This window comes from Yinghuangia sp. ASG 101 (assembly GCF_021165735.1).
In the GTDB taxonomy this organism is placed as follows: domain Bacteria; phylum Actinomycetota; class Actinomycetes; order Streptomycetales; family Streptomycetaceae; genus Yinghuangia.
This window is the reverse complement of the sequence record NZ_CP088911.1, coordinates 3397978-3419278: the sequence shown is the minus strand read 5'-3', so window position 1 is coordinate 3419278 and position 21301 is coordinate 3397978. Positions and strand designations below refer to the sequence as shown.

At 74.5% G+C, this 21301-nt stretch carries 15 protein-coding genes and 2 tRNA genes; 15 read left to right on the top strand and 2 right to left on the bottom strand.

Annotated elements, in window-relative coordinates; translation table 11 throughout:
- Positions 1-8: 8 nt before the first annotated feature.
- On the top strand, positions 9-986 hold the full coding sequence (gene pip, locus LO772_RS14310; protein WP_231778791.1) for a prolyl aminopeptidase: 978 nt from the start codon (positions 9-11) through the stop codon (positions 984-986).
- A 64-nt stretch (positions 987-1050) separates the two neighbouring features.
- Positions 1051-1404, top strand: a complete 354-nt coding sequence (locus LO772_RS14305; RefSeq protein WP_231778790.1) for a S26 family signal peptidase — start codon at positions 1051-1053, stop codon at positions 1402-1404.
- Between the two features lie 37 nt (positions 1405-1441).
- On the opposite strand, the gene LO772_RS14300 is transcribed toward LO772_RS14305, so the two are convergent.
- Together LO772_RS14300 and LO772_RS14295 are read right to left on the bottom strand one after the other, a co-directional pair.
- Positions 1442-2254 carry a hypothetical protein gene (locus tag LO772_RS14300; RefSeq protein ID WP_231778789.1) on the bottom strand — a complete coding sequence of 271 codons (813 nt, stop codon included), beginning with the start codon at positions 2252-2254 and terminating at the stop codon, positions 1442-1444.
- A gap of 121 nt (positions 2255-2375) precedes the next feature.
- The gene (locus LO772_RS14295) at positions 2376-2648 is read right to left on the bottom strand and encodes a hypothetical protein (RefSeq protein ID WP_231778788.1); all 273 of its coding nucleotides are present in this window, start codon (positions 2646-2648) and stop codon (positions 2376-2378) included.
- 364 nt (positions 2649-3012) lie between these two features.
- On the opposite strand from LO772_RS14295, the gene LO772_RS14290 reads away from it, so the two are divergent.
- The 13 genes from LO772_RS14290 to LO772_RS14230 all read left to right on the top strand — a co-directional run bounded on the left by LO772_RS14290 (position 3013) and on the right by LO772_RS14230 (position 21088).
- A complete protein-coding gene (locus LO772_RS14290; RefSeq protein ID WP_231778787.1) occupies positions 3013-3864 on the top strand; it encodes a DUF4132 domain-containing protein in 852 nt (283 codons plus the stop codon).
- Entirely contained in the window at positions 3861-8885 is a 5025-nt protein-coding gene (locus LO772_RS35790) for a hypothetical protein (protein WP_269453205.1), read from the top strand. The genes LO772_RS14290 and LO772_RS35790 overlap by 4 nt, the downstream gene beginning before the upstream one ends.
- Positions 8882-10057: an ATP-binding protein gene (locus LO772_RS14280; protein WP_231778786.1), complete on the top strand. Its 1176-nt coding sequence runs from the start codon at positions 8882-8884 to the stop codon at positions 10055-10057. The genes LO772_RS35790 and LO772_RS14280 overlap by 4 nt, the downstream gene beginning before the upstream one ends.
- A gap of 292 nt (positions 10058-10349) precedes the next feature.
- On the top strand, positions 10350-14111 hold the full coding sequence (locus tag LO772_RS14275; protein WP_231778785.1) for a DUF5682 family protein: 3762 nt from the start codon (positions 10350-10352) through the stop codon (positions 14109-14111).
- Positions 14108-16090 carry a hypothetical protein gene (locus LO772_RS14270; RefSeq protein ID WP_231778784.1) on the top strand — a complete coding sequence of 661 codons (1983 nt, stop codon included), beginning with the start codon at positions 14108-14110 and terminating at the stop codon, positions 16088-16090. Before LO772_RS14275 ends, LO772_RS14270 begins: the two co-directional genes overlap by 4 nt.
- Positions 16091-16136: 46 nt before the next feature.
- A tRNA-Thr gene (locus LO772_RS14265) sits at positions 16137-16209 on the top strand.
- Positions 16210-16254: 45 nt separating this feature from the next.
- Positions 16255-16327: transfer RNA gene (locus LO772_RS14260), tRNA-Met, on the top strand.
- Positions 16328-16422: 95 nt separating this feature from the next.
- A complete protein-coding gene (gene rpmG, locus LO772_RS14255) occupies positions 16423-16587 on the top strand; it encodes a 50S ribosomal protein L33 (RefSeq protein WP_004571794.1) in 165 nt (54 codons plus the stop codon).
- A 199-nt stretch (positions 16588-16786) separates the two neighbouring features.
- A complete protein-coding gene (locus LO772_RS14250) occupies positions 16787-17245 on the top strand; it encodes a MaoC family dehydratase N-terminal domain-containing protein (protein WP_231778783.1) in 459 nt (152 codons plus the stop codon).
- A 1-nt stretch (position 17246) separates the two neighbouring features.
- Complete coding sequence (locus tag LO772_RS14245) at positions 17247-17675, top strand: MaoC family dehydratase (RefSeq protein WP_231778782.1); 429 nt, start codon at positions 17247-17249, stop codon at positions 17673-17675.
- 58 nt (positions 17676-17733) lie between these two features.
- On the top strand, positions 17734-18789 hold the full coding sequence (locus LO772_RS14240; RefSeq protein WP_231778781.1) for a UDP-N-acetylmuramate dehydrogenase: 1056 nt from the start codon (positions 17734-17736) through the stop codon (positions 18787-18789).
- 105 nt (positions 18790-18894) lie between these two features.
- On the top strand, positions 18895-19509 hold the full coding sequence (locus tag LO772_RS14235; RefSeq protein WP_231778780.1) for a TetR/AcrR family transcriptional regulator: 615 nt from the start codon (positions 18895-18897) through the stop codon (positions 19507-19509).
- A gap of 118 nt (positions 19510-19627) precedes the next feature.
- Positions 19628-21088: an MFS transporter gene (locus LO772_RS14230; protein ID WP_231778779.1), complete on the top strand. Its 1461-nt coding sequence runs from the start codon at positions 19628-19630 to the stop codon at positions 21086-21088.
- Positions 21089-21301: the final 213 nt, after the last annotated feature.

Sequence of the window (21301 nt, the reverse complement as noted above, 5' to 3'; positions counted from 1 at the left end):
GCGGATCGGTGCGGACGTTCTACCCCGAGATCGAACCCTACGAGCACGGCATGCTGGACGTCGGGGACGGCCAGCGGCTGTATTGGGAGCTGTGCGGCAACCCCGACGGCAAGCCCGCGGTGTTCCTGCACGGCGGCCCCGGGGGCGGGTCGACGCCGTCGCACCGGCGGTTGTTCGACCCCGAGGCGTACCGCGTGCTGCTGTTCGACCAGCGCGGTTGCGGACGCAGCACACCGCACGCCGCCGACCACGGCACCGGCCTGACCGCGAACACGACGGGGCACCTGGTGGCGGACATCGAGCGGTTGCGCGCGATGGCCGGGGTCGAGCGGTGGCTGGTCTTCGGCGGCTCGTGGGGGAGTGCGCTCGCGCTGGCCTACGCCCAGCAACACACGGACCGGGTCAGCGAGTTGGTCCTGCGCGGCATCTTCACCCTGCGCGCCTCCGAGCTGCGCTGGTTCTACCAGGAGGGCGCGTCCGAGCTGTTCCCCGACCTGTGGGAGCAGTACCTCGCGCCGATCCCCGAGGACGAGCGGGGCGACCTGATCCGCGCGTACCACCGCCGCCTCAACCACGACGACCCCGCCGTGCGCGCGGAGGCGGCCGTCGCGTGGAGTGTCTGGGAGGGCTCGACGCTCACCCTGCGCCCGCGCGCGGACGTGGTCGCGACCCACCGCGAGCGCGACTACGCGCTCGCCTTCGCGCGCATCGAGAACCACTTCTTCGTGAACGGCGGCTTCCTCCCCGAGGGCGGCCTCATCGCGGGCGCCGGCCGCCTGCGCGGCATCCCCGCCGTGATCGTGCAGGGCCGGTACGACGTCTGTACGCCCGCCCGCACCGCGTGGGACCTCCACCGGGCGTGGCCCGAGGCCGACTTCGTCCTCGTCGACGACGCCGGGCACGCGTACGACGAGCCCGGGATCCTCGACGCGCTCGTGACCGCCACGGACCGCTTCGCCCGCGGCGGCGGCACGCCCCCCGGGTGATCCGCTCCCGGGCGCGGCGAAAAACCGGTGGCTGCGCGGGGACCGCATACGGCAGGCTCGGAGGATGGGCTTGCTGGATTCCATGGCCGCACGTGTCGCGGACGGGGCCACCGTCGAGTTCCGCCCCAGCGGCACCTCGATGGCCCCGCTGATCCACAGTCGCCAACTCGTCGCGGTCGCTCCCGTGGAGACCGCGAAGATCGAGGTCGGCGACATCGTTCTGGCCCGCGTCGCGGGCACGACGTACCTGCATCTGGTCTCCGCGGTGGACCGCGCGCGGGGGCGGGTGCGGATCAGCAACAACCGCGGTCGCAGCAACGGATGGACGGCGGTCACGCGCGTGTACGGCATCTGCGTGTCCGTCGACGGGACGGAACTCCCGGCGGCGCGGGGCAAGGTGCGCGGCACGGGGGAGTGACCCCGGCGCCCGCGTCCCGCGCGCCGGGGTCGCGGGCTCAGCCCAGCCCGGCGAGCGATCCGGTGATGCCGAAGACCGTGCTCGTGAGCGTCGAGAGAACGCCGTCGAGCAGGTCGGCCAGGGCGTCGAGGGTGCCCGCGAGGTCGAGGTCGGTGACGGCGTCGAGCAGCGGGCCCAGGTCCGGCGGCGGCGCCGCGGGCTCGGTGTCGGCGGCGTTCGGCGTCGGGGAACCCGTTGCCGGGGAATCCGGGGAGTCCGGGGAATCCGGGGAATCCGGGGAGTCCGGTGCGGCCGTCCCGGCGTCGGCGGCCGACGAGGCGGGAAGCAGGGGGATCGACACCGCCCCGGACGCCGCGCTGTCACCCGCGCCGTACACCCGCGCCAACGCGCTCACACCCGGCAGTTCCACCGACTCGGGAACCGTGCCGGGCCGCATCGCGTGCACCCACGACCGCGTCAGCTCCCGCGCCGACGTGTGCGCCCACAGGGTCGTCACGGCCTGGTCGGCGGTCCGCAGCGCTCCCTTCAACCGCGCGTCGAGGTCGTCGGAGGCCCCCGGCACACCGTCCTGAATGAGCGCCCGCACCTCGGCGAGCGCGTTTTCCGGTGTCCGCGGAACGCCGTCCGCCGACGCCGTACCGACCGGCGCCGCACCGGCCGCGTCGCTTTCGCGGGACGCGGTCGCCGGCGGCGCGGCCTCCACGCTCGCCGCACCGACGGTCTCGGTGGCGGGCGCGGGAACGGGCCGTGTCCCGGGGGCCGCCGGCGCGGCGGCGGCGAGGCCGACCAGACCGGTCGCGCCCAGCAGCGCGGTGCCCGCAGTGATCGCCGCGAGTGTGTTGCCACGCACGCGGGTTTCTCCATAGCGTTTGACAAACATGGTCAAAACGGTCACCCGGAGAAGCGCCCCGCGCAATTCCTCGCCCCCACGCCACGCCAAACGGCCCCATCCGTACGCCGAATGAGCCGCGTCAGTCCGCCGTCTGGCCTTCGCGGACGAACACCAGCTCCGTTCCCAGCGGTTCGTCGGTCGGCTGCTGCGCGGCGAGCGTGTAGCCCCTGCTGTCGGCGAGCCGGACGAGCATGTCGACGCGGACCGTCCCGCCGTGCTCCGGGACGACGACGCGCGGCGAGCCGTCGAACAAATCCTCGTCGCGCCGCCATTTGGAACGCAGCCGGCCCGCGGCGAGACCGACGAAAGCACCCAAGGTCAGCGCGCCGATCAGCACACCCAGGACCCGCATCGCGCCCCCTCTCCTGTGAAAGCGACACCGTGAGCCGTACCGGCGTCGCGACAAGCGTGGCGCGGCCGGTGGCCCGCGTCCATGTCCCACGCCCTGGGACGCGGCTCATTCCCCAGGGGTTCGCCGGTCGTTGTCGTCGGATACCGCTAACGTTCCCGCCATCCTGATCGCGGTCGCCGCCGCCACGGTGTCACCATCGCCTTGCCCCGGCGGCGCCCCCGGCGGCCGTGCGACCGCGGTCAGGGCCGCGTGGACGCTCGGCACGAGCGTAGCGAGCAATCACGGGCGGTGAGCCCGGTGATCCGCCGGATCGTTCCTCGGGCGGCCGGATCGCGACCGACACACTCTGCGGGATGGTTCATTCATGGGTTGGGTGCAAGCCGGCGACTACGAAGTCGCCCTGGAGGACGGCACCGTCGTGTGCCGCAACGCGTCGGGCAGGCGGCTGAAAAGCGTGCCCTCCAAGCTGTCCGACGATCCCGTCGTGGTCGGCCTGCGCCAACTGGTCGAATGGCTCGACCGCCACGAGCGCACGTGCCGGTCCGACGTGGAGCGCTGGATGGTCCGCTCGCTCGCCGTCCCCGCGCAGGTCGTCGCCCGCGTGTGGCCCGACGCCGCGTGGCAGCGCGTCCTCCGCGACCTCGTCGTCACGACCGGCGACGGCACCACCGGATTCCTGCGCGACGCCGACCCCGAGCGCGGCATCGGCGTCGTCGACCTCGACGGCGACACCGTCCGCCTGACGCCGGACGAGGTGCGCTTCCCACACCCCGTGCTGCTCGACGACCTCGACGACCTGCGCGAGTTCGCCGTCGAACTCGGCGTCGAGCAACAGATCGGCCAGCTCTACCGCGAGGTCTGGCACCGTCCGGACGACATCGCGGCCGACCGCTCCCACGTCGACGACTACGCGGGCGGCAAATACGACCAACTGCGGTTCCTGTACGGGCGCACGACCTCCCTCGGCTACCAGGTCCGCGGCGGGCAGGCGGTCTGCCCGGTCCTGGAGGACGCCCGCACCGTCGAAGCCCGCGTATGGCTGGGCGACTTCGACCCGTACGAAAGCACCGCCACCGGCAGCCTGTCGTGGTCCGACACCTCCGGGCGGACGCTCCGCCTCACCGAAGTCGGGCCCGTGGCCTGGTCGGAAGGCCTGCGCATGGCCGCCGCACTCTACGCGGGACGTTCCACCGAGAAGCAGGAGGCGGCGGCATGACCACCCCCGAGCCGGCCCCCACGGCACCCACACCCCCCACCGAAGCGGACGCCGCGGCGCTGCTCGACGCCGGCGCGATCCTCGCCCCCGGCACCGCCAAGGGCGACGACGTCGACGTCCTGACCGCCCGCACCTACACCCACGGCGTGCTCGACGACCGCCGCATAGTCCGGCTCGTCCCCGGCACCCTCGGCGGCGCCGAAGACCTCGCGCTGGACTTCCTCGGCCTGGCCCGCGAGGGCGACGCCCCCGAAGTCGGCCTCGTGCGCCGCGAATCCCTCGGCTTCCCCGCGTGGGCCCTGGTCAACGACCCCGCCAACGGCCACCACGCCCTCGCCCTCGTCCGCGACATCGAACGCCTCGACCGGCAGGCCCGCTCGAAGCCCGGCGCCGCCAAGGACGGCTTCGACGCCCTCGGCACCACCCTCGGCCGAGCCGTCCCGCACTTCCTGCCCACCTTCTACGAGCAGGCCGCGCGGATCTTCCTGGCCCACGAGAACACCACCTACGCCGCCACCTTCTTCGGCAAGGCCCGCGAGGCCGAACGCGTCCACAACCTGCCCGTCGAGGAGGACCGCCTGCGCGCCGTCTTCCTGGAGTTCGCGTTCGCCGGCGCGCTGACCGCCAAAGCGCTCAAGGAGTACGCCAAGGACCTCTCCCGGCGCCTCGCGCCGGAGGCGGCCTGGGCCGAGTTCCGCCAACTGTGCGTCGAGCGCTGCGCGGCCGGCGTGCAGCCGTACGCCGGCCTCGCGGAGGACGCCCGCGCGATGATCCGCGCCATCGGCGGCGGCGCCGCGGCCCAGAGCGCCGCCGAACGCGAGCTGCTGACCGACCTGCTGCCGAGCCCCGCCATGGTCCGCGCGCCGCTGACGTTCTGGAAGACCTTCGCCAAATCGCTCACCGCGCTCGCCGCCGAGGACACCGCGGTGTGCCGGCGCCTGCTGGAGATCCTGCCGAGGCCGAGCACCGGCAAGGCGCCCGAGACCGACGCCTTCTGGCTCTCCCTGCTGCTCGCCGCCGGAGCCGACAAACTCCTCACCACCCCCGGCGCGCTCGAACCCGGAAGCGCCGCGGACTGGCTCGGCCGCTGGGCCCGGCACACCGGGCGCGGCTGGGGCTCGCGGGCGCGCGACACCGTGATCCTCGACCTGGCCGCCCGCATGGCCCCCGCGCTCATCGCCGACGGCGTGCCCGCCGACCTGTTCACGTCGCACTACGGCAACGCCGCCCCCGACCTCGTCGACGTGTGCCTCGCGCACGGCATACCGCTCGCCGACCCCCGGCCCGGCAACGACGTCGACCTCGCGAGCTGGTTCCAGGACACCGAGCCGGGCCGCCGCGACCTCGTCGCCTTCGGCGCCGACCCGCGCTACGCCGTCCTGCTGCGCAAGGCCGTCGGCGAACTCGGCGGCGACACCGGCCACATCCAGGCCGCGTCCGAACACCCCGTGCTGCGCGTCGCCATGCACGACTGGCTCGACGAACGCGTCGCCGAACTCGGCACCGAATCCGGCATCCCCGGGGCCCGCGCCGCCCTCGAACGGATCATGCCGTTCCGCGCCGTGGCCGCCGACGTCCACCCCGACGCGGTCGCACGCGTCCACGCCTTCGACGTCGCCCCCGTCCTGGCCCGCACCCTCCGCACCGGGATCTTCGACGAACTCGGCTGGCCCGCACTCGACGAGGCCATGCGCCTGCTCGGCATCGTCCCGGCGGGGCCGACCCCGGGCCTGCCCGAGACCGACCCGGAAAACGCCGCGAAGACACCGGAGTTCCGGCTCGCCGAAGCGTGGCCCGCACTGATCGTGGCGACCGCGGCCAAGGCCGTCGTGGTCGGCCCCGACCGCATCCTGCTCGACCACGACCTGCGCATCCCCGACAAGCTCGACAGCTGGGCCAAGCCCAAGTTCCGGTACGTCGACGGCGACCTGCTGGTCGTGTGGTGGGCGGACGGCGAGCACAAGGCGTACTGGTCCTCGCGCCCCGCCGAGATCTTCGAGCCCGCCGGCGACGTGCCCGGCCGCTGGGGCGAGGAGTCGCTCACCGTCTCCGTCCCGCACCCGCGGGGCGGTCGCGTCTCCGGCGGTCGTGTGCTGCACGCCGGCGACACCGAGCTGCCGCCGCGCCGCCGCGTCCTGTCCGACGGCATCGGCCACTGGTCCCTGGACCGGAACGCGCACCCCGCGCACTGGCGCGAGTACGACCCGGTCTCCGGCGAACTCGGCCGCGCGTCCTTCCCGAGCCTCCTCGCCGCGGCCGTCGCGGACGGCGGCACCCTCTTCGCCCACCACTGCGCGCTGATGCCGCTCCAACCCGGCCTGGAGGACAGCCCGTTCGGCACCGACGGCACCCTCGTCGGCCGCTGGGTCCGGGTCGACGAGCACACCGTCACCGCCGGCACCGCCGACGGACACACCGTCACCCTCCCGGTCGGCTCCCGCGACTGGAACCGCAACCCGCGCCGCGTACCCGTCGGCGGCCTGCGCCTGCCCGGCGGCGCCCGCCCCATCATCGTCGAGGCCGACAACGCGCTCGCCATCCACGGCACGGCCACCGCGGCCGGCCACGACACCGGCGGCAACGAAGACGTACGCCTCGGCAGCATCCGGCCGGGCGGACGCGGCGGCGACAACGCGGCCGGGACCCCGCTCGTCCCCGCACTCGACTTCTGGCACGCGCTGCGCCCCCGCGACACGGCGTCCTCCGAGGCACTGCGCGCCGTCGCCGACACCGACGCCGCGGCGCTGCTGGCGGGCGCGGCCGACGAATACGCGGCGGCCCTCGCGGCGTTCGACCCCACCGCGACGGACCGGACGACACCCCCCGACCCCGTCCCGCTCGCCTCGGTCGCCACCGTGCTGCCCGGCGTCACCCACCCCGGCATCGTCGCCGGCGCCGCGGGCGTGACCCGGATCGCGGCCTCGCTCAACCGCCGCCTCGCCCAGTTCGGCACCGCGCCGGAACCGGCGGCCGAGCGGCCCGACGACTGCCCCTACCGTCCCGAGCACGGCGACGACGCCACCGTGGACGCCGCGGCGCGCGGGCTCCACGCCCGCCAGGGCCGCGCGTACGGCGTCAACTCCGGGGAATGGACCGCGCTCAACCAGATCCGCGCGGTCGCCGCGCTGCTGCGCGGCGACACCCCCGGCGCCGACGGCGAAACGGCACCGGCCGACACGTGGACCATCACCGAATCCGCGGTACGGCAGGCCTCGTTCGACTGGTCCGCGGCCCTCGGCGACATCCCGGCGCTCCTCGTGCGCGCGACCGCGCCCACCACATCGCCCCAACACCGCGAAGCCCTCGCGCTGTTCGCCGAGGAGCTGGCCGACCCGGCGTTCCACCGGTCCGGCCGACTGCGCCGCGTGATCCTGTGCGCCGAACGCCGGGACGCCTCCCGCGTCGGACAGGTGCTGCGCCGCGGCGACCGCGTCGTGGTCATCACCCACCAGGGGGGATGGGGCTCGAACGACCGCGTGCACTGGATCGCGCTCGACCACGACCCGAGCGGTGAGTTCGGCGCGGTCGACACCTACACCTCGCACGAGGACACGCTCCTGGACGACGCGGACGCCCCGGCCCGCGTCCGCGCGCTCGTCGACCGGATCCGCGAGTCCGGCGCCGTCGCGTGGCACCAGGACACCGTCGACGCCTTCGTCGCCGCCACCGGAGCCCGCCGCGCGGAGGCGGCCCTGCTCTTCGCCGGGCTCCCCGACATCAACGGCTACGGCCGCATCGACCTCGACGCCGACCAACGCGCCGTGCTCGGGGTCAAGGCCACCGAAGCCGGCGCCGCCCGGACGAAGCTGGCGGCGATCCCGCCCGCCGTCCGCAGCCGCCTGCTCGCCGCCCAGATCCCGGCCGACCCCGCGGCGTGGTGGTCCGCCGGCCCCGACGGCGACGCGACCGCCGCCGCGTGGAAAGCCCACTTCGGCGACGTGCTTCGCCTGCCCGAGAGCGCCGCGGCCGACGCGAACGCGGCCGGGCTGGCGGACCAGCACATCGACATGGTCCTCAACCCCGAGGCGAACCCGGTCCTGACCGGCCGGACCAGGCAGCGCCTGGACGCCGACGGCAACCTCGTCGCCGACGACCCCGGCGCCGTCCCGCACTTCGGGCACCTCGCCGGCGCCGTCCGCGCGCTGCGGTGGATCGCCTACCGGCTCCCGTACGGCGACCCCTTCCGCGCACCGCTGCCCCGCGCGCTCACGGCGCTGCGCGAGCGGCTGGCCGACCCCGAGCTGCTGATGGACCTCGGCATGTCGTGGATGGCTCGCGGGGGCTACACCTCCAAGGCGCTGCGCGAGGCCGAGACCATGCCGGAGACCGGCGGCGCGGACGCCGACGGCTTCGTACGCATCCGCGACGCCATCGTGCTCACCCCCTGGTACGAGGGCTGCGAACACGTCCTGCTCCGCGTCGCCGGGCTCACCGGCCCCGACGACCCCGACCTGACGCGCCTTCAGGCGCTGTGCGGGGAAGGCGCGGGCCACGCGGACGCCTGGCGGGCCATCGTCGGCCCCGACCTCGAACGCGTCGTCACCGCCGGTGTCGGCGGCCCGGTCGGCTACGCCCAGGACGCGTCGTTCTCCGCCCCGGACCTGGTCGCCGAGGTCGCCGAGACCCACGGCATCACCCCCGACGCCGCCACGCTCTACCTCCAGCTCCTCGCGCTGCCCGACCCGACCGACCGCAACACCGCGCGCTGGACCGGCTGGAAGCCCGCACGCCTCAAGGCCGCCCGCGCCGCGCTCGCCGAGACCGACCTGGTCGTCAGCGCCAAACGCGCCCGCGCGGGACGCACGCTGTTCCTGCCGGGCGGCTGGCACGAGTTCCGCAAGGCCCTGCCGCTGGAAACCTGGAAGGGCGCGCTCTACCCGGTGCGGGACGGTTCGCTCATCGTCCCGGACCGCCCCGTCGCCGAACTGTTCCGGACGGCATGGCAGCGTGTCCGAACGGGCGACGCGCCCGGCTTCGAACAACTTCAGACCCGCACGACCCGGAGGGGCCGCCGCCGATGACCGCCACCGTCTCGACCACCACCACCGCCACCGACGGCATACCGGCCGCCGCGCGACAGGTCCAGCCGCCCGAGGACGCGTTCGCGGCCGAACTGCGGTTCCTCGCCGCGTACGACCCCGGACCCCGCCCGCCCGCGTGGCTCCTCACCCCGCGCGCGGTCGTCACCTTCGTCATGGGCAGCGCCGGCGAGGCCCTCAAACTGCCCGACGGCTCCGCCTCCATGACGATCGGTCGGAAATTCGTCGGGGAACGCGCCCTCGTCGAACGCTGCGTCGTCACCCTCGCCGGCGAACGCGGGCTGCTGCTCGTCGGCGAACCGGGCACCGCCAAGTCCATGCTGTCCGAACTGCTCGCGGCGGCGGTCTGCGGCACCAGCGGCCTGACCGTCCAGGGCACCGCGGGCACCACCGAGGACCAGCTCAAATACGGCTGGAACTACGCGCTGCTCCTCGCCCAGGGCCCGAGCCGCGACGCGCTCGTGCCGTCCCCGGTCCTCACCGCGATGGCGCGCGGCGGCGTCGCCCGCGTCGAGGAGGTCACCCGCTGCCTCCCCGAGGTCCAGGACGCCCTGGTGTCCCTGCTGTCCGAACGCCGCGTCGCCGTACCCGAACTCGCCGGCACCGACGACGCCCAGGTCCACGCGGCCCCCGGCTTCACCCTGATCGCCACGGCGAACCTGCGCGACCGGGGCGTCTCGGAGATGTCGGCGGCCCTCAAACGCCGCTTCAACTTCGAGACCATCGGCCCGATCGCCGACCTCGACGCCGAGACCGACCTGGTGCGCCGCCAGGCCCGCGGTTCGGTGGAACGCGCCGGAGCGGTGTTCTCGGTCGACGACGCCGTCCTGGAGGCCCTGGTCATCGCGTTCCGCGACCTGCGCACCGGGCGCAGCGCGGAAGGCTGGGAGATCGAACGCCCGTCCACCGTGATGAGTACCGCCGAAGCGGTCGCCGTCGCCTCGGCGCTCGGCCTCGCGTCGGCGTACTTCCCCGGCGACCGCGACGTCCTCGGCCTCCTGCCCGGCCACCTCCTCGGCGTGGTCCGCAAGGACGACCCGACGGACGCCGCGAAGCTCCTGGGCTACTGGGACGCCGCGGTCCGCCGCCGTGCCGAACAAGGCGCGGCCACGTGGCGCACGCTGTGGGACCTCCGGCATGTCCTGGAGGGGTGATCCACCCGTGCGAACGCCACACCCCGGGGCCGCTTCGGCGGCCCCGGCCGGGGCGGGGCACCGGGAGCCGCGGAACACGGCTTCGGTGCCGTCCCCGCACGTCGGCCCACCCGTGAGCACGCGCCCACGTGCGGTCGCCCACGCCACATCGGATCGCGAATCGCCCGCGGCGACAGGCCTGTTCCCGGGCACGGCCGCGGTTCCGGGGCGGGGCTCCGGCCGCCGCGCCGACCCGTACGCCGCCGCCCCTCCGGCCGCCGACCCCTTTCTGCCCGCGAAAGGCGACGCCGTGATGCCTCACCCCCGCTCCGCCCCCGTCCGGTCGGCCGCCACCTCCGCGGTCGCGACCGGCCCGGCCGTCCCGTCGGCGACCACCGCGTCGGACGCGCCCGAGGCCGCCGTCGAGCACCTGGCCGCGGCGGACCGCCCGCACCTGATCGGGGTACGGCACCACGCGCCGTCGCTGGCCGCCGCGATCCCCGGGCTTCTCGACGCCGCCCGCCCCGACGTACTCCTCGTCGAACTCCCCGCCGACCTCCAGGACTGGATCCCGTGGCTCGCCCATGAGGAGACCCGGGCGCCCGTCGCCCTCGCCGGCTCGGGCGCCCACGGCCTCGGCTTCTACCCGTTCGCCGACTTCTCCCCCGAACTGGCCGCCGTACGCTGGGCGTCCCGGCACCAAGTCCCGGTCGTGGCCTGCGACCTGCCGCTCACCCATCGCGGGTGGGCGGCGGCACCGCCCGACACCGCGCCACCCACCCGGCGCCCCGGCCCCGGCCTGCACGACCTGCTCGGCCGCACCCTGTCCGGCCGCGCCGGCGACGACCTCTGGGACCGCCTCGTCGAGGCCTCCGCCCCCGGGTCGACACCCGAAGCGCTGCGCCGCGCCGCCCTCATGGTCGGCTGGGCCCTGCGCCGCGACGCCGAACTCGGCGGCGGCGTCGACCACACCGACCTCGTCCGCGAGGCTTGGATGCGCCGCGCGCTGCGCGAGGCCACGGCCGACGGCTCGCGCGCGGTCGCGGTCGTGGGCGCCTTCCACACCCCCGCCCTCCTCGCCGACGACGACGGCACCCCGCTCCCCGACGCCGACGGCCCCCCGGTCGTCACCTCCCTCGTGCCCTACACCTACGCCCTCCTCGACGAGCGCTCCGGCTACCCCGCCGGCATCCGCGACCCCGAGTGGCAGCACGAGGTCCACACGGCCGCCGGCGACCCCGCCGCCCTGGACGACACCCTCACGCGCGCCGCGACCCGCATCTGCGTCGAACTGCGCGGCCAAGGCCACCCGTCCGGACCGGCCGACGCCCGCGAGATCGTGCGCGTCGCGGGCGACCTGGCCCGCCTGCGCGGCCTTCCCGCCGCAGGCCGCGGCGAACTGCTCGAAGCCGTGGGCACCGTCCTCACCCACGGCGAATCCCTCGGCCGAGGACGCGCCGTGGCACGCGCCCTCGAACGCGTGCTGGTCGGCAACCGCGTCGGCCGCCGCGCCCCCGACACCCCGCGCAGCGGCCTCGGCCCGGCCGTCGAACGGACCCTGGCCGACCTGGGGCTGCCCGGCCCGTACAGCGCGGACACCGGCGAGGAGCGCGATCTGCGCCTCGACCCGCTGCGCACCGAACTCGACGCACGCCGCGAGCTGTTGCTCAAGCGCCTGGAGGTGTGCAAGGTCCCGTACGCCGAAGCCGTGGACGTCGTCGGGACCGGCGGCGCCGACGCGGTCACCACCCGGTGGCGGGTGCGCTGGTCCCCGTCGACGGCGGCCATGCTCGACGTCGCCGGAATACGCGGCGTCACCCCCGAACAGGCGGCCGAAGGCGTCCTGCGCGACCGGCGGCGCCGCGAACGCGACGAGGGCGGCCCGACCGCCGCCCAAGTGCTCGCCGGATTGCGCGACGCCGCCGAATGCGGCCTCACGGCCCTCGTCGCCGAACGCCTCGACCAGGTCGCCGACATCCTGCCCGGCTCCGGAACACTCACCGAACTCCTCGCCGCACTCGGCCTGGTGGACCGCCTGCGCGCGGGCCACATCCCCGGCCTCGCGGCCCTGCCCGACACGACGCGCCCCATCGCCGCCGCGCTCACGGCGGCGGCCGTACGCCAACTCGACGGCCTGGCCGGCTCCGAGGACCCGGCCGACGCCCGCGCGCTCGTCGAACTCACCGGCCGCGCCGACGAGTTCGGCGGCCTCCGGCTCGCCGACGCGCTCACCCGGCTGGCCGCCGACGGCGCACCCCTCATCGCGGCGGCGGCCGGTGCGGTCCGCGTCCTGCTCGGCCACGCCGACGCCGACGGCTTCGGCGTCCGGGTCGCGTCCTGGCTCGACGACGCCGCGACCCCCGACCGCCGCGCCGACCTCGTCCGGCGGCTCACCGGCGTCCTGACCGCGGCCGGCCCGCTGCTGGCGGCGGGCGGCAGCGCCCTGGAACCGCTGCTCGCCCGCGTCGTCGCCCTCGCCGACGACGATTTCCTGGTGCGCCTCCCGGCCCTGCGCGGCGGATTCGACACCCTCGCCCCCGCGGCCCGGGACCGCCTCCTCGCGGTCGTCGAAGAGAACCTGGACGACCGCGTCGACACCGAGACCGACGTCGCCCCCGAGTCGCTGGCCGCATGGGCCGCGGCGGACCTCGCGGCCCGCGGCGCGCTGGCGGCGAAGCGGCTGTGGCCGTCGGCGCACCCGGCCGACGCGCCCGGCGCGACGTCGCCGCACGAGGAGGGGACAGCCGCCGGAGCGGCCCGTCCGCCCGTGGCGGGCGCAACCAGTGCGACGCAAGTTCCCTACACCACACCGCCGTTCGCGGCGGACCGGACCGCCGGCGCCCGGGCATCGGGCCCGCCGGAGGCGACCGCCAAGCCGGTTCCCGCCGACCCGCACGGCCGTCCCGCCGAGCCTTCCGCACCGACACAGCCCACCGCACCCGCCCCCAGCACCTCCGCGAACACCCTCACCCCGCAAGCCCGTTGGCGCCTGATCCTGGGCCGCCGCACCGATCCGCGAGACGCGCGGGCCACCCGCCTCGGCGCCGCACTCGACGAGCTGTACGGCACCGGGCGCGGTGAAGGCTCGCGCGGCGTCCTCGGCGACGGGCCCGGCGGCCCGGGGGCCGGCCGCGAGGCCGCGTACCCCTCGGTGCGCGACTGGGCGGAGGACCTCGCCGCGCTGTTCGGCCCGGCCGTCCGCGAGGAGGTCCTCGCCGCGGCCGTCGCCGCCGGGCGCCGCGACGCGATCACCGAACTGGACCCCGCGTCCGCCCGGCCGTCCGTCGACCTCCTGCGCGCGGTCCTCGACCACGCGGGCGGCCTCGCCGAGTCCCGTATCGCCGCGCTGCGTCCGCTGGTCGACCGCATCGTGGCCGAACTCACGCGCGAACTCGCCACCCGCGTCCGCCCGGCGCTGTCCGGCGTCACGGTGCCGCGCCCGAGCCGCCGCCCCGGCGGCGGCCTCGACCTCCCGCGCACGATCCGCGCCAATCTGGGCACCGCGCGGCCCCGGCCCGAGGGCGGCGTCATCGTCGTCCCGGAGAAGCCGGTGTTCCGCACCAAGGCCCGCCGCTCCGCCGACTGGCGCCTCATCCTGGTCGTCGACGTCTCGGGCTCGATGGAGGCGTCGACCATCTGGTCCGCGCTGACCGCGTCGATCTTCGCCGGCGTCCCCGCGCTCACCACGCACTTCCTGGCGTTCTCCACCGAGGTCATCGACTTCACCGACCGGGTTCACGATCCCCTCGGCCTGCTGCTCGACGTCCGCGTGGGCGGCGGCACGCACATCGCGGCCGGGCTGCGGCACGCCCGCGAGCTGGTGACCGTCCCGTCCCGCACGCTGATCGCCGTGGTGAGCGACTTCGAGGAGGGTTGGCCGCTCGGCGGCCTGCTCGGCGAGGTCCGGACCCTCGTCAACTCCGGCTGCCATGTCCTCGGCTGCGCGAGCCTCGACGACCGGGGCAAACCGCGCTACTCGACCGCCGTCGCGGCGCAACTGGTCGCCGCGGGAATGCCCGTCGCGGCCTTGAGCCCGACCGAACTGGCCCGCTGGGTAGGGGAGAAGGTCCGTTGAGCACGAAGGAGAAGCAGGACGCGGGCGCCCTCGACGGCGTCGCGGCGAACCCCGCGGTCGTCGCGGAGATCGTCGAGGCCCTGCCCCCGCGCCTGCGCAAGCGGCTCGACGCGGCGGTCGGCAAGCTCGCCGCGCGGCCCACGGCCCGCGACGGCGACACCGTCCGGATCCAGGTCGACGACGAGGCCGCGCTGACCCTGCACGCGCCGGGCGGCGTCGTGCGTACGGCGGACGACGTCGTCTGCGCCTGCCTGCTGGCACCGAGCTGCGTCCACCGGGCCGCCGCCGTGTCGATGCTCGGCATCGCGGACGACGACACCCCGGCCGACACCGGTGCGGGCACCGGGGCCGGCCAGGAGACGGCCGCGCCCGACGGCCCGCCGGCCGCCGAGCACACCCCCGAGCAGCGCGCCGCGGCACGCGCCCTGTGGAACGCCGCCGCCGACGTCCTGGACGCCGGCATCCCCGGAACCGGCGCGGTGCGGCAGGCCGCGCTCCTGCGCGCCGCCCACACCGCGCGCCTCGCGGGCCTCCACCGCGGCGCCGCGGCGGCCGTCGCCGCCACCACGGGCCTGCGGGCGGCACGCGGCGACGATCCCGCGTACCGCCTCGCCGATCTCACCGAGACGTTCCGCGAACTCCTCGACACCGCACACCTGTTGGCGGCCGAGACGGTGCCAGGCGACATCCCGGCCGCCGAACTGCTGGGCACCGCCCGGCAGCCTTACGCGCACGCCGGCGCCCTGCGTCTCCACGGCCTCTTCAGCGAACCCCTGCGCACCGCGTCCGGCCACGCCGGCGTCGTCACCTACGTCCTCGGGCCCGACGGCGCCCTGCGCAGCGTCTCGGACGTCATGCCGGGCACCGCCGACCGCATCGCCGGAGCCGCCGCACGGGCCGTGCGCATGGGCGACACCGCGCTCGACCACCACGCCCTGTCGCGTGCGGGGCTCATCGTCTCGGGCGCGACCGAATCACCGACCGGCCGCCTCGGCGCCGGGTCGTCGGTGCGCGCGGTCGGCGCGTCCGGCGTCGACTGGTACGCCGAGCCCTCCGCCGCCCTGTGGGCCGAACCGCCGCACGCCCAGGTCGCCCGGGTCCTGCGCGCCCGCGAACTCCCGCAGGACAGCCGCCGCGCGGGAGCCGACCTGGTCTTCCTCGACATCGAGATCCTCGGACCGGTCCCGGCCCCGCCCCACGCGGGCACGCGCGGCGACCGCGTCGCGGCCCGCTGCCGCCGCACGGGCGTCGCCCTGCGGCTGGTGGTCGCCGACGACCACCCCACCCTCGCCTACCGCGACAACCTGCGGCTGCTCGCGGCACGCCCGGGGCTCGCCGTGCGGTTGATCGGGCGGCTGGAGACGGGGACGGAGGCCGAGGTCCGCGCGCTCGCCGCCGCCCCCGTCCCCGACGACCCGGGGCCGGCGTACACCCTGGTCCTCGCGAAGGAGCGCCAAGGCCGCGTCAACCTCGGCCTGGACCGCCTCCAACAGGCCGACCTCCCGCGGCCCGACGGCGCCGGCGACACCCCGGGCACCCCCGGCACTCCGCCGGAGCACGGCGTGACGGAGGATCACCCCGGCGTACGCCCCCTGGCGCCACCCCTGTTCGCGGGCGCGTCCGAGGCAGCGGACACGGCCCCCACGTATCTGGTCCACCGGCATATAGAGCGCGCCCTGTCCGGAGGCCGCCCGGCCGTCGCGCTCGCCGGGTCGCTCTCCCGCGACACCGCCCGGCTGCGCCGCGACGGCTTCGGAACCGCCGCCGACCTCCTGGAACACCTCGTCGCCGCGGCGGCCGACCGCGACCGGGACGTCTTCGGCCGGCTCCTGCCGGCGGACACCGACCGGCTGGCCCGGTGCTGGCTCGCCACCGCCGCGTACGCGCGCGCGGTGAACGCCGCCCTCACCGCCCACGCGTGGCAGCCGCCGGAGTCCGTCGGAGTACGCGCCGAACACCCGCCGCTGGCGGGCGCCTAACCGATTTCCGATGCGGGGCATGGGCCGTGTATGGTTTCACCTGCTCGCCCCAATAGCTCAGTCGGCAGAGCGTCTCCATGGTAAGGAGAAGGTCTACGGTTCGATTCCGTATTGGGGCTCTGACGAAGAACGCCCTGCCCGGCAACGGGCAGGGGGGTCTTCGAGGCGGCGTAGCTCAGTCGGTAGAGCAAGCGGCTCATAATCGCTGTGTCACCGGTTCAAGTCCGGTCGCCGCTACCCAGCTCAGGGAGCCGATGTGGGGGAGACCTCAGGTCGGCTGCTTCTGCTGAATTCCGCTGATTTCCATCCACGACTGTCAGGAAGGCGCTCCCGTGGCTGCCACAGATGTCCGCCCGAAGATCACGCTTGCCTGCGTGGAGTGCAAAGAGCGGAACTACATCACCAAGAAGAACCGGCGCAACGACCCGGACCGTCTTGAGATGAAGAAGCACTGCCCGCGCTGCAACGCCCACACGGCGCACCGCGAGACCCGCTGACCGCAGCGGGGTCCCGCCCCCGACTCACGACGAGGCCATCCCGGTGCACGGGATGGCCTCGTCGGCGTTGCGTCGTCGCGGTGCGTGAGGCGAATCAGTCTTTCCGGTGATTTTCGGGAATACTGCGGTCACTCGGCCGACCACGCGACCGGGCGCACCTGTTCGACCGTTCTTCGCAGCTTCGCTGGAGGCGACCGCAATGGCGCTGGATCCCAAGTTCATCGGGCGCACGTACCCGCCCACCGCACCGTACGAGGTGGGCCGCGAGAAGATCCGGGAGTTCGCTGACGCGATCGGCGACGACAACCCGGTCTTCCGCGAACCGGAGGCCGCCGCGAAGTACGGGCACCCGGACGTCATCGCCCCGGTCACCTTCCCCATCGTGATCTCGCTCGGCGCCGCCGAGCAGATCGTGAAGGACCCCGAACTGGGCCTGGACTACTCGCGCGTGGTCCACGCCGACCAGCGCTTCTCGTACACCCGTCCGGTGCGCGCGGGCGACCGGCTGGTCGCGGTCGTGACGGTGGAGAACATCAAGACGATGGCCGGCAACGACATCATCACCACGCGGGCCGACATCACGACCGTCGAGGGCGAACACGTCGTGACCGCGCGTTCGACCCTGGCCGCGCGCGGCACCGCAGACGAGGAGAACTGACGTGGCAGCGGGGATCAGCTACGACGACGTCGAGATCGGCACCGTGCTCCCGGCGCAGACCTTCCCGGTCCGGCGCGAGAGCCTGGTCCGGTACGCGGGCGCGTCGGGGGACTTCAACCCGATTCACTGGAACGAGCGATTCGCGGTCGAGGTCGGCCTGCCGAACGTCATCGCCCACGGCATGTTCACGATGGCCGAAGCCGTCCGCGTCGTGACGGACTGGGTGGGCGACCCCGGCGCCGTCGTCGAATACAGCGTCAAGTTCACGCGCCCGGTCGTCGTGCCCGATCCCGGCGGGACGGCCGTGGAGGTGACCGGCAAGGTCGCGCAGAAACTGGACGACCGCCGCGTGCGCGTCGACCTGACGGTGACCTGCGGCGAGGCCGGCAAGGTCCTGGGTGTCCCGCGCGCGGTCGTCCAACTCGCCTGACACGGACGCCGCACGGCCGGAAGCCGGCCACCGTACGCCCGCCCCGTACGCTGTTCGCGTGCAGCATCTCGCGGATTCCCCCCTCGCCCCCCTGACCACGCTCCGCCTCGGCGGCCCGGCCCGTCGCCTGTACGAGGCGACCACGACCGCCGAGCTGGTCTCCGTCGTCCGCGACGCCGACGACCACGGCACCCCGCTGCTGCTCATCGGCGGCGGCAGCAACCTGGTCATCGGCGACGAGGGCTTCGACGGCGTCGCGGTCCGCATCGCGACGAAGAGCCACACGCTGGGAGACGGCGGGCTCCTCAGCACCGACGCGGGCGTGCGCTGGGACCACGTGGTCGAGACCGCGGTCGGCGCGGGCCTCGCGGGTCTGGAGTTCCTGTCGGGCATCCCCGGCAGCGCCGGCGCGACGCCGATCCAGAACGTCGGGGCGTACGGTCAGGAGGTCGCCGAGACCATCGCGCTGGTCGAGGTGTACGACCGGCGGACCGGCCGCATGGACATGCTCGACCCGTCCGAATGCGGATTCGCCTACCGCGACAGCGTGTTCAAGGGCGACGACCGCTACGTGGTGCTGCGCGTGCACTTCCAACTGCGCGACGAGGGCGGCCTGTCGGCACCCGTGACCTACGCGGAGGCCGCCCGCACGCTCGGCGTCGAGCCGGGCGAGCGCGTACCGCTCGCGGCGGCCCGCGAGGCGGTCCTCGGCCTGCGGCGCGGCAAGGGCATGGTGCTGGACGAGGCCGACCACGACACGTGGAGCGCGGGCTCGTTCTTCACCAACCCGGTGCTGACCGAAGCGGAGTTCGCCGCGCTGGCGGCCCGCGTCGGCGAGCGCCTCGGCGCCGACACCGCGCCCCCGCGCCACCCCGCCGGCGACGGGCTGGCGAAGACGTCGGCGGCGTGGCTGATCGAGCGCGCGGGCTTCGGCAAGGGGTACGGCACGGGCCCGGCCCGCATCTCGACCAAGCACACGCTCGCCCTCACCAACCGGGGCGGCGCCAAGACGGAGGACCTTCTGTCCCTGGCCCGGGAGGTCCGGGACGGCGTGCGCGAGGTGTTCGGCGTGGAGCTGGTCAACGAGCCGGTCTTCGTCGGCGCCGAGCTGTGACACGTACGTCCGCCGCTTCGCGAAATCCCGGGTGCCACACGGGATTTCGCGAAGCCGAGGGGGCGGCCTTGACCTAGGTAGTGATTGGGCACTAACTTGATGCCCATGACAGCAGTCACCCGGAAGTCTCCTTCCGCCGGAACCGTCCGGATGAGCGCCGACGAGCGTCGCGTCGCCGTCGTCCGCGCGGCCGTCAAGGAGTTCGCCCGGGGCGGCCTGCACGGCACGTCGACCGCCGCGATCGCGCAGCGCGTCGGGGTGTCGCAGCCGTACCTCTTCCGCTTGTTCGCCACGAAGAAGGACATCTTCCTCGCGGCCGTCGACTACGGCTTCCGCCGCGTCGAGGAGACGTTCCTCCAGGCCACGGAGGGTCTGGAGGGGCTGGCCGCCAAGCACGCGATGTCGCACGCGTACCAGCGGTTCCTGGACGAGGACAGCGATCTGCTGCACATGCAGTTGAACGCGTACGTCGCGTCCGCGGACCCGGAGATCCAGGTCGAGGTCCGGGCCTCGTGGGACCGCCTGGACGCGCTGGTCCGCGAGCGGACCGGCCTGCCGCCCGGCGAGATGACCGACTTCTTCGCGCGCGGCATGCTCTGCAACGTGATCGCCGCTCTCGAACTGCCCCGCGCGCGCTACTTCGGCGACTTCCTGCCCTCCGAGGGTGCGGAAGTGGACTGCGAGCTGTGCGCCGCGAAGGCCGCCGAGGAGGCCGAGTAGTCCCGCCGCTCCGGTGTCGTGTGGGCGCCGCGGCATGCGGCCAAAAGTAAGTGATCAATAACTAAATTTTTGCCCAAAAAAGTAAGTGACCGATAACTCACCCGTGTGAGGGGACACCATGAGTGAGAACCAGGCACCACCCGCCAACGGCCCGCGCACCGACAAGCGCACCGTCGTGTGGACGTTCATCGCATCCAGCTTCGCGCTCTTCATGGCCGGGCTCGACAACCTCGTCGTCACCACCGCACTGCCGTCCATCAGGGACGATCTCGGGGCGGACATATCCGAACTCGAATGGACGGTGAACGGCTACACCCTCAGCTTCGCCGTCCTCCTCATGCTCGGCGCCGCACTCGGCGACCGCTTCGGCCGCCGCCGCGTCTTCGCCCTCGGCATCGGCGTCTTCACCATCGCCTCCGCCCTCGCCGCGATCGCCCCCGACACCCAGACACTCATCGCCGCCCGCGCGATCCAGGGCGCCGGCGCCGCCGCGATCCTGCCGCTCAGCCTCACCGTCCTCACCCGCGCCGTCAGCCCCGAGAAGCGCCCGATGGCGCTGGGCCTGTGGGGCGGCGTCAACGGCCTCTCCATCGCGCTGGGCCCGCTCGTCGGCGGCGCGATCGTCGAAGACGGCTCGTGGCAGTGGATCTTCTGGCTCAACGTCCCGCTCGGCCTCATCCTCGTCCCGCTCACCTGGTTCAAGGTCGAGGAGAGCCGCGGCCCCAACAGCCGCCTCGACCTCGTCGGCACCGCCCTGATCAGCCTCGGCATGCTCGGCCTCGTCTTCGGCCTGGTGCGCGGCGAGAGCCACGGCTGGTCCAACGCCACCGTCCTCGGCCCGATCGCCGCCGGCCTCGTCCTCGTCGCGGCGTTCGTCGCCTACGAGCGCCGCGCGCCCCAGCCGATGCTGCCGATGACGATGTTCCGCAACCGCGCCTTCACCGCGCTGACCTTCTCCGGGCTGCTGATGTTCGCGGGCGTCTTCGGCTCGATCTTCCTGCTCACCCAGTACCTCCAGGGCGTCCAGGGCTTCTCGCCGCTCGGCGCGGGCCTGCGCATCCTGCCCTGGACCGCCATGCCCGTCTTCATCGCCCCGCTGGCCGGCCCCCTCGCCGGCCGGATCGGCGGTCGGCCGCTGGTCATCGCCGGGCTCGCGCTGTGCGCCTCGGGGCTCGCCTGGTTCGCGCTCGTCGCGTCGCCGGACGTCACGTACGCCCAGCAGATCCCCGCCCTCGTCCTGTGCGGCCTCGGGATGTCGCTCTACTTCATCCCGACCGCGAGCCTCCTGATGGCCTCGGTGGACACCGACGAACAAGGCGTCGCCTCCGGAGCCAACAACGCGATGCGCGAACTCGGCGGCGTCTTCGGCGTCGCGGTCCTCGCCTCCGTCTTCAGCGCCAATGGCGGCTTCGCCTCCGGGCAGAACTTCGTCGACGGCCTGGTCCCCGCACTGTGGGTCGGCGTCGTCCTCGCCGGCCTCGGCTCGATCACCGCGGCCCTGATCCCGCGCCGCGCGGAGAAGACCGTCACCACGGCACGACAGCCCACCAACACCCCCAAGCTCCCCGCCGGAGTCTGAACCCCCGCCACCCCACCCCAGCCGCCCGGCCCCCCGGGCGGCTGCGGCATGCCGCGGGTTGCCTGCCGCGCGGTAGCGCGGTTCCTCCCGCGGCGCCCGTGCGGCCGGTCGGTTCCCACCCGGGTCGGCCGGGCCCGCGGCGCCCTCGCGTCCGGCTCGTCCCGTCCGGGCCGACCGCGGCGCCCGGCCGTCCCCCGCGCCCTCACGTCCCTG

Excerpts from the sequence above, each read along its gene's own strand:
- LO772_RS14230 (WP_231778779.1), top strand. The coding sequence starts at position 19,628 with ATGAGTGAGAACCAGGCACCACCCGCCAACGGCCCGCGCACCGACAAG.
- LO772_RS35790 (WP_269453205.1), top strand. The coding sequence starts at position 3,861 with ATGACCACCCCCGAGCCGGCCCCCACGGCACCCACACCCCCCACCGAA.
- LO772_RS14305 (WP_231778790.1), top strand. The coding sequence starts at position 1,051 with ATGGGCTTGCTGGATTCCATGGCCGCACGTGTCGCGGACGGGGCCACC.
- LO772_RS14250 (WP_231778783.1), top strand. The coding sequence starts at position 16,787 with ATGGCGCTGGATCCCAAGTTCATCGGGCGCACGTACCCGCCCACCGCA.
- LO772_RS14275 (WP_231778785.1), top strand. The coding sequence starts at position 10,350 with ATGCCTCACCCCCGCTCCGCCCCCGTCCGGTCGGCCGCCACCTCCGCG.
- LO772_RS14290 (WP_231778787.1), top strand. The coding sequence starts at position 3,013 with ATGGGTTGGGTGCAAGCCGGCGACTACGAAGTCGCCCTGGAGGACGGC.
- LO772_RS14295 (WP_231778788.1), bottom strand. The coding sequence starts at position 2,648 with ATGCGGGTCCTGGGTGTGCTGATCGGCGCGCTGACCTTGGGTGCTTTC.
- LO772_RS14235 (WP_231778780.1), top strand. The coding sequence starts at position 18,895 with ATGACAGCAGTCACCCGGAAGTCTCCTTCCGCCGGAACCGTCCGGATG.
- LO772_RS14280 (WP_231778786.1), top strand. The coding sequence starts at position 8,882 with ATGACCGCCACCGTCTCGACCACCACCACCGCCACCGACGGCATACCG.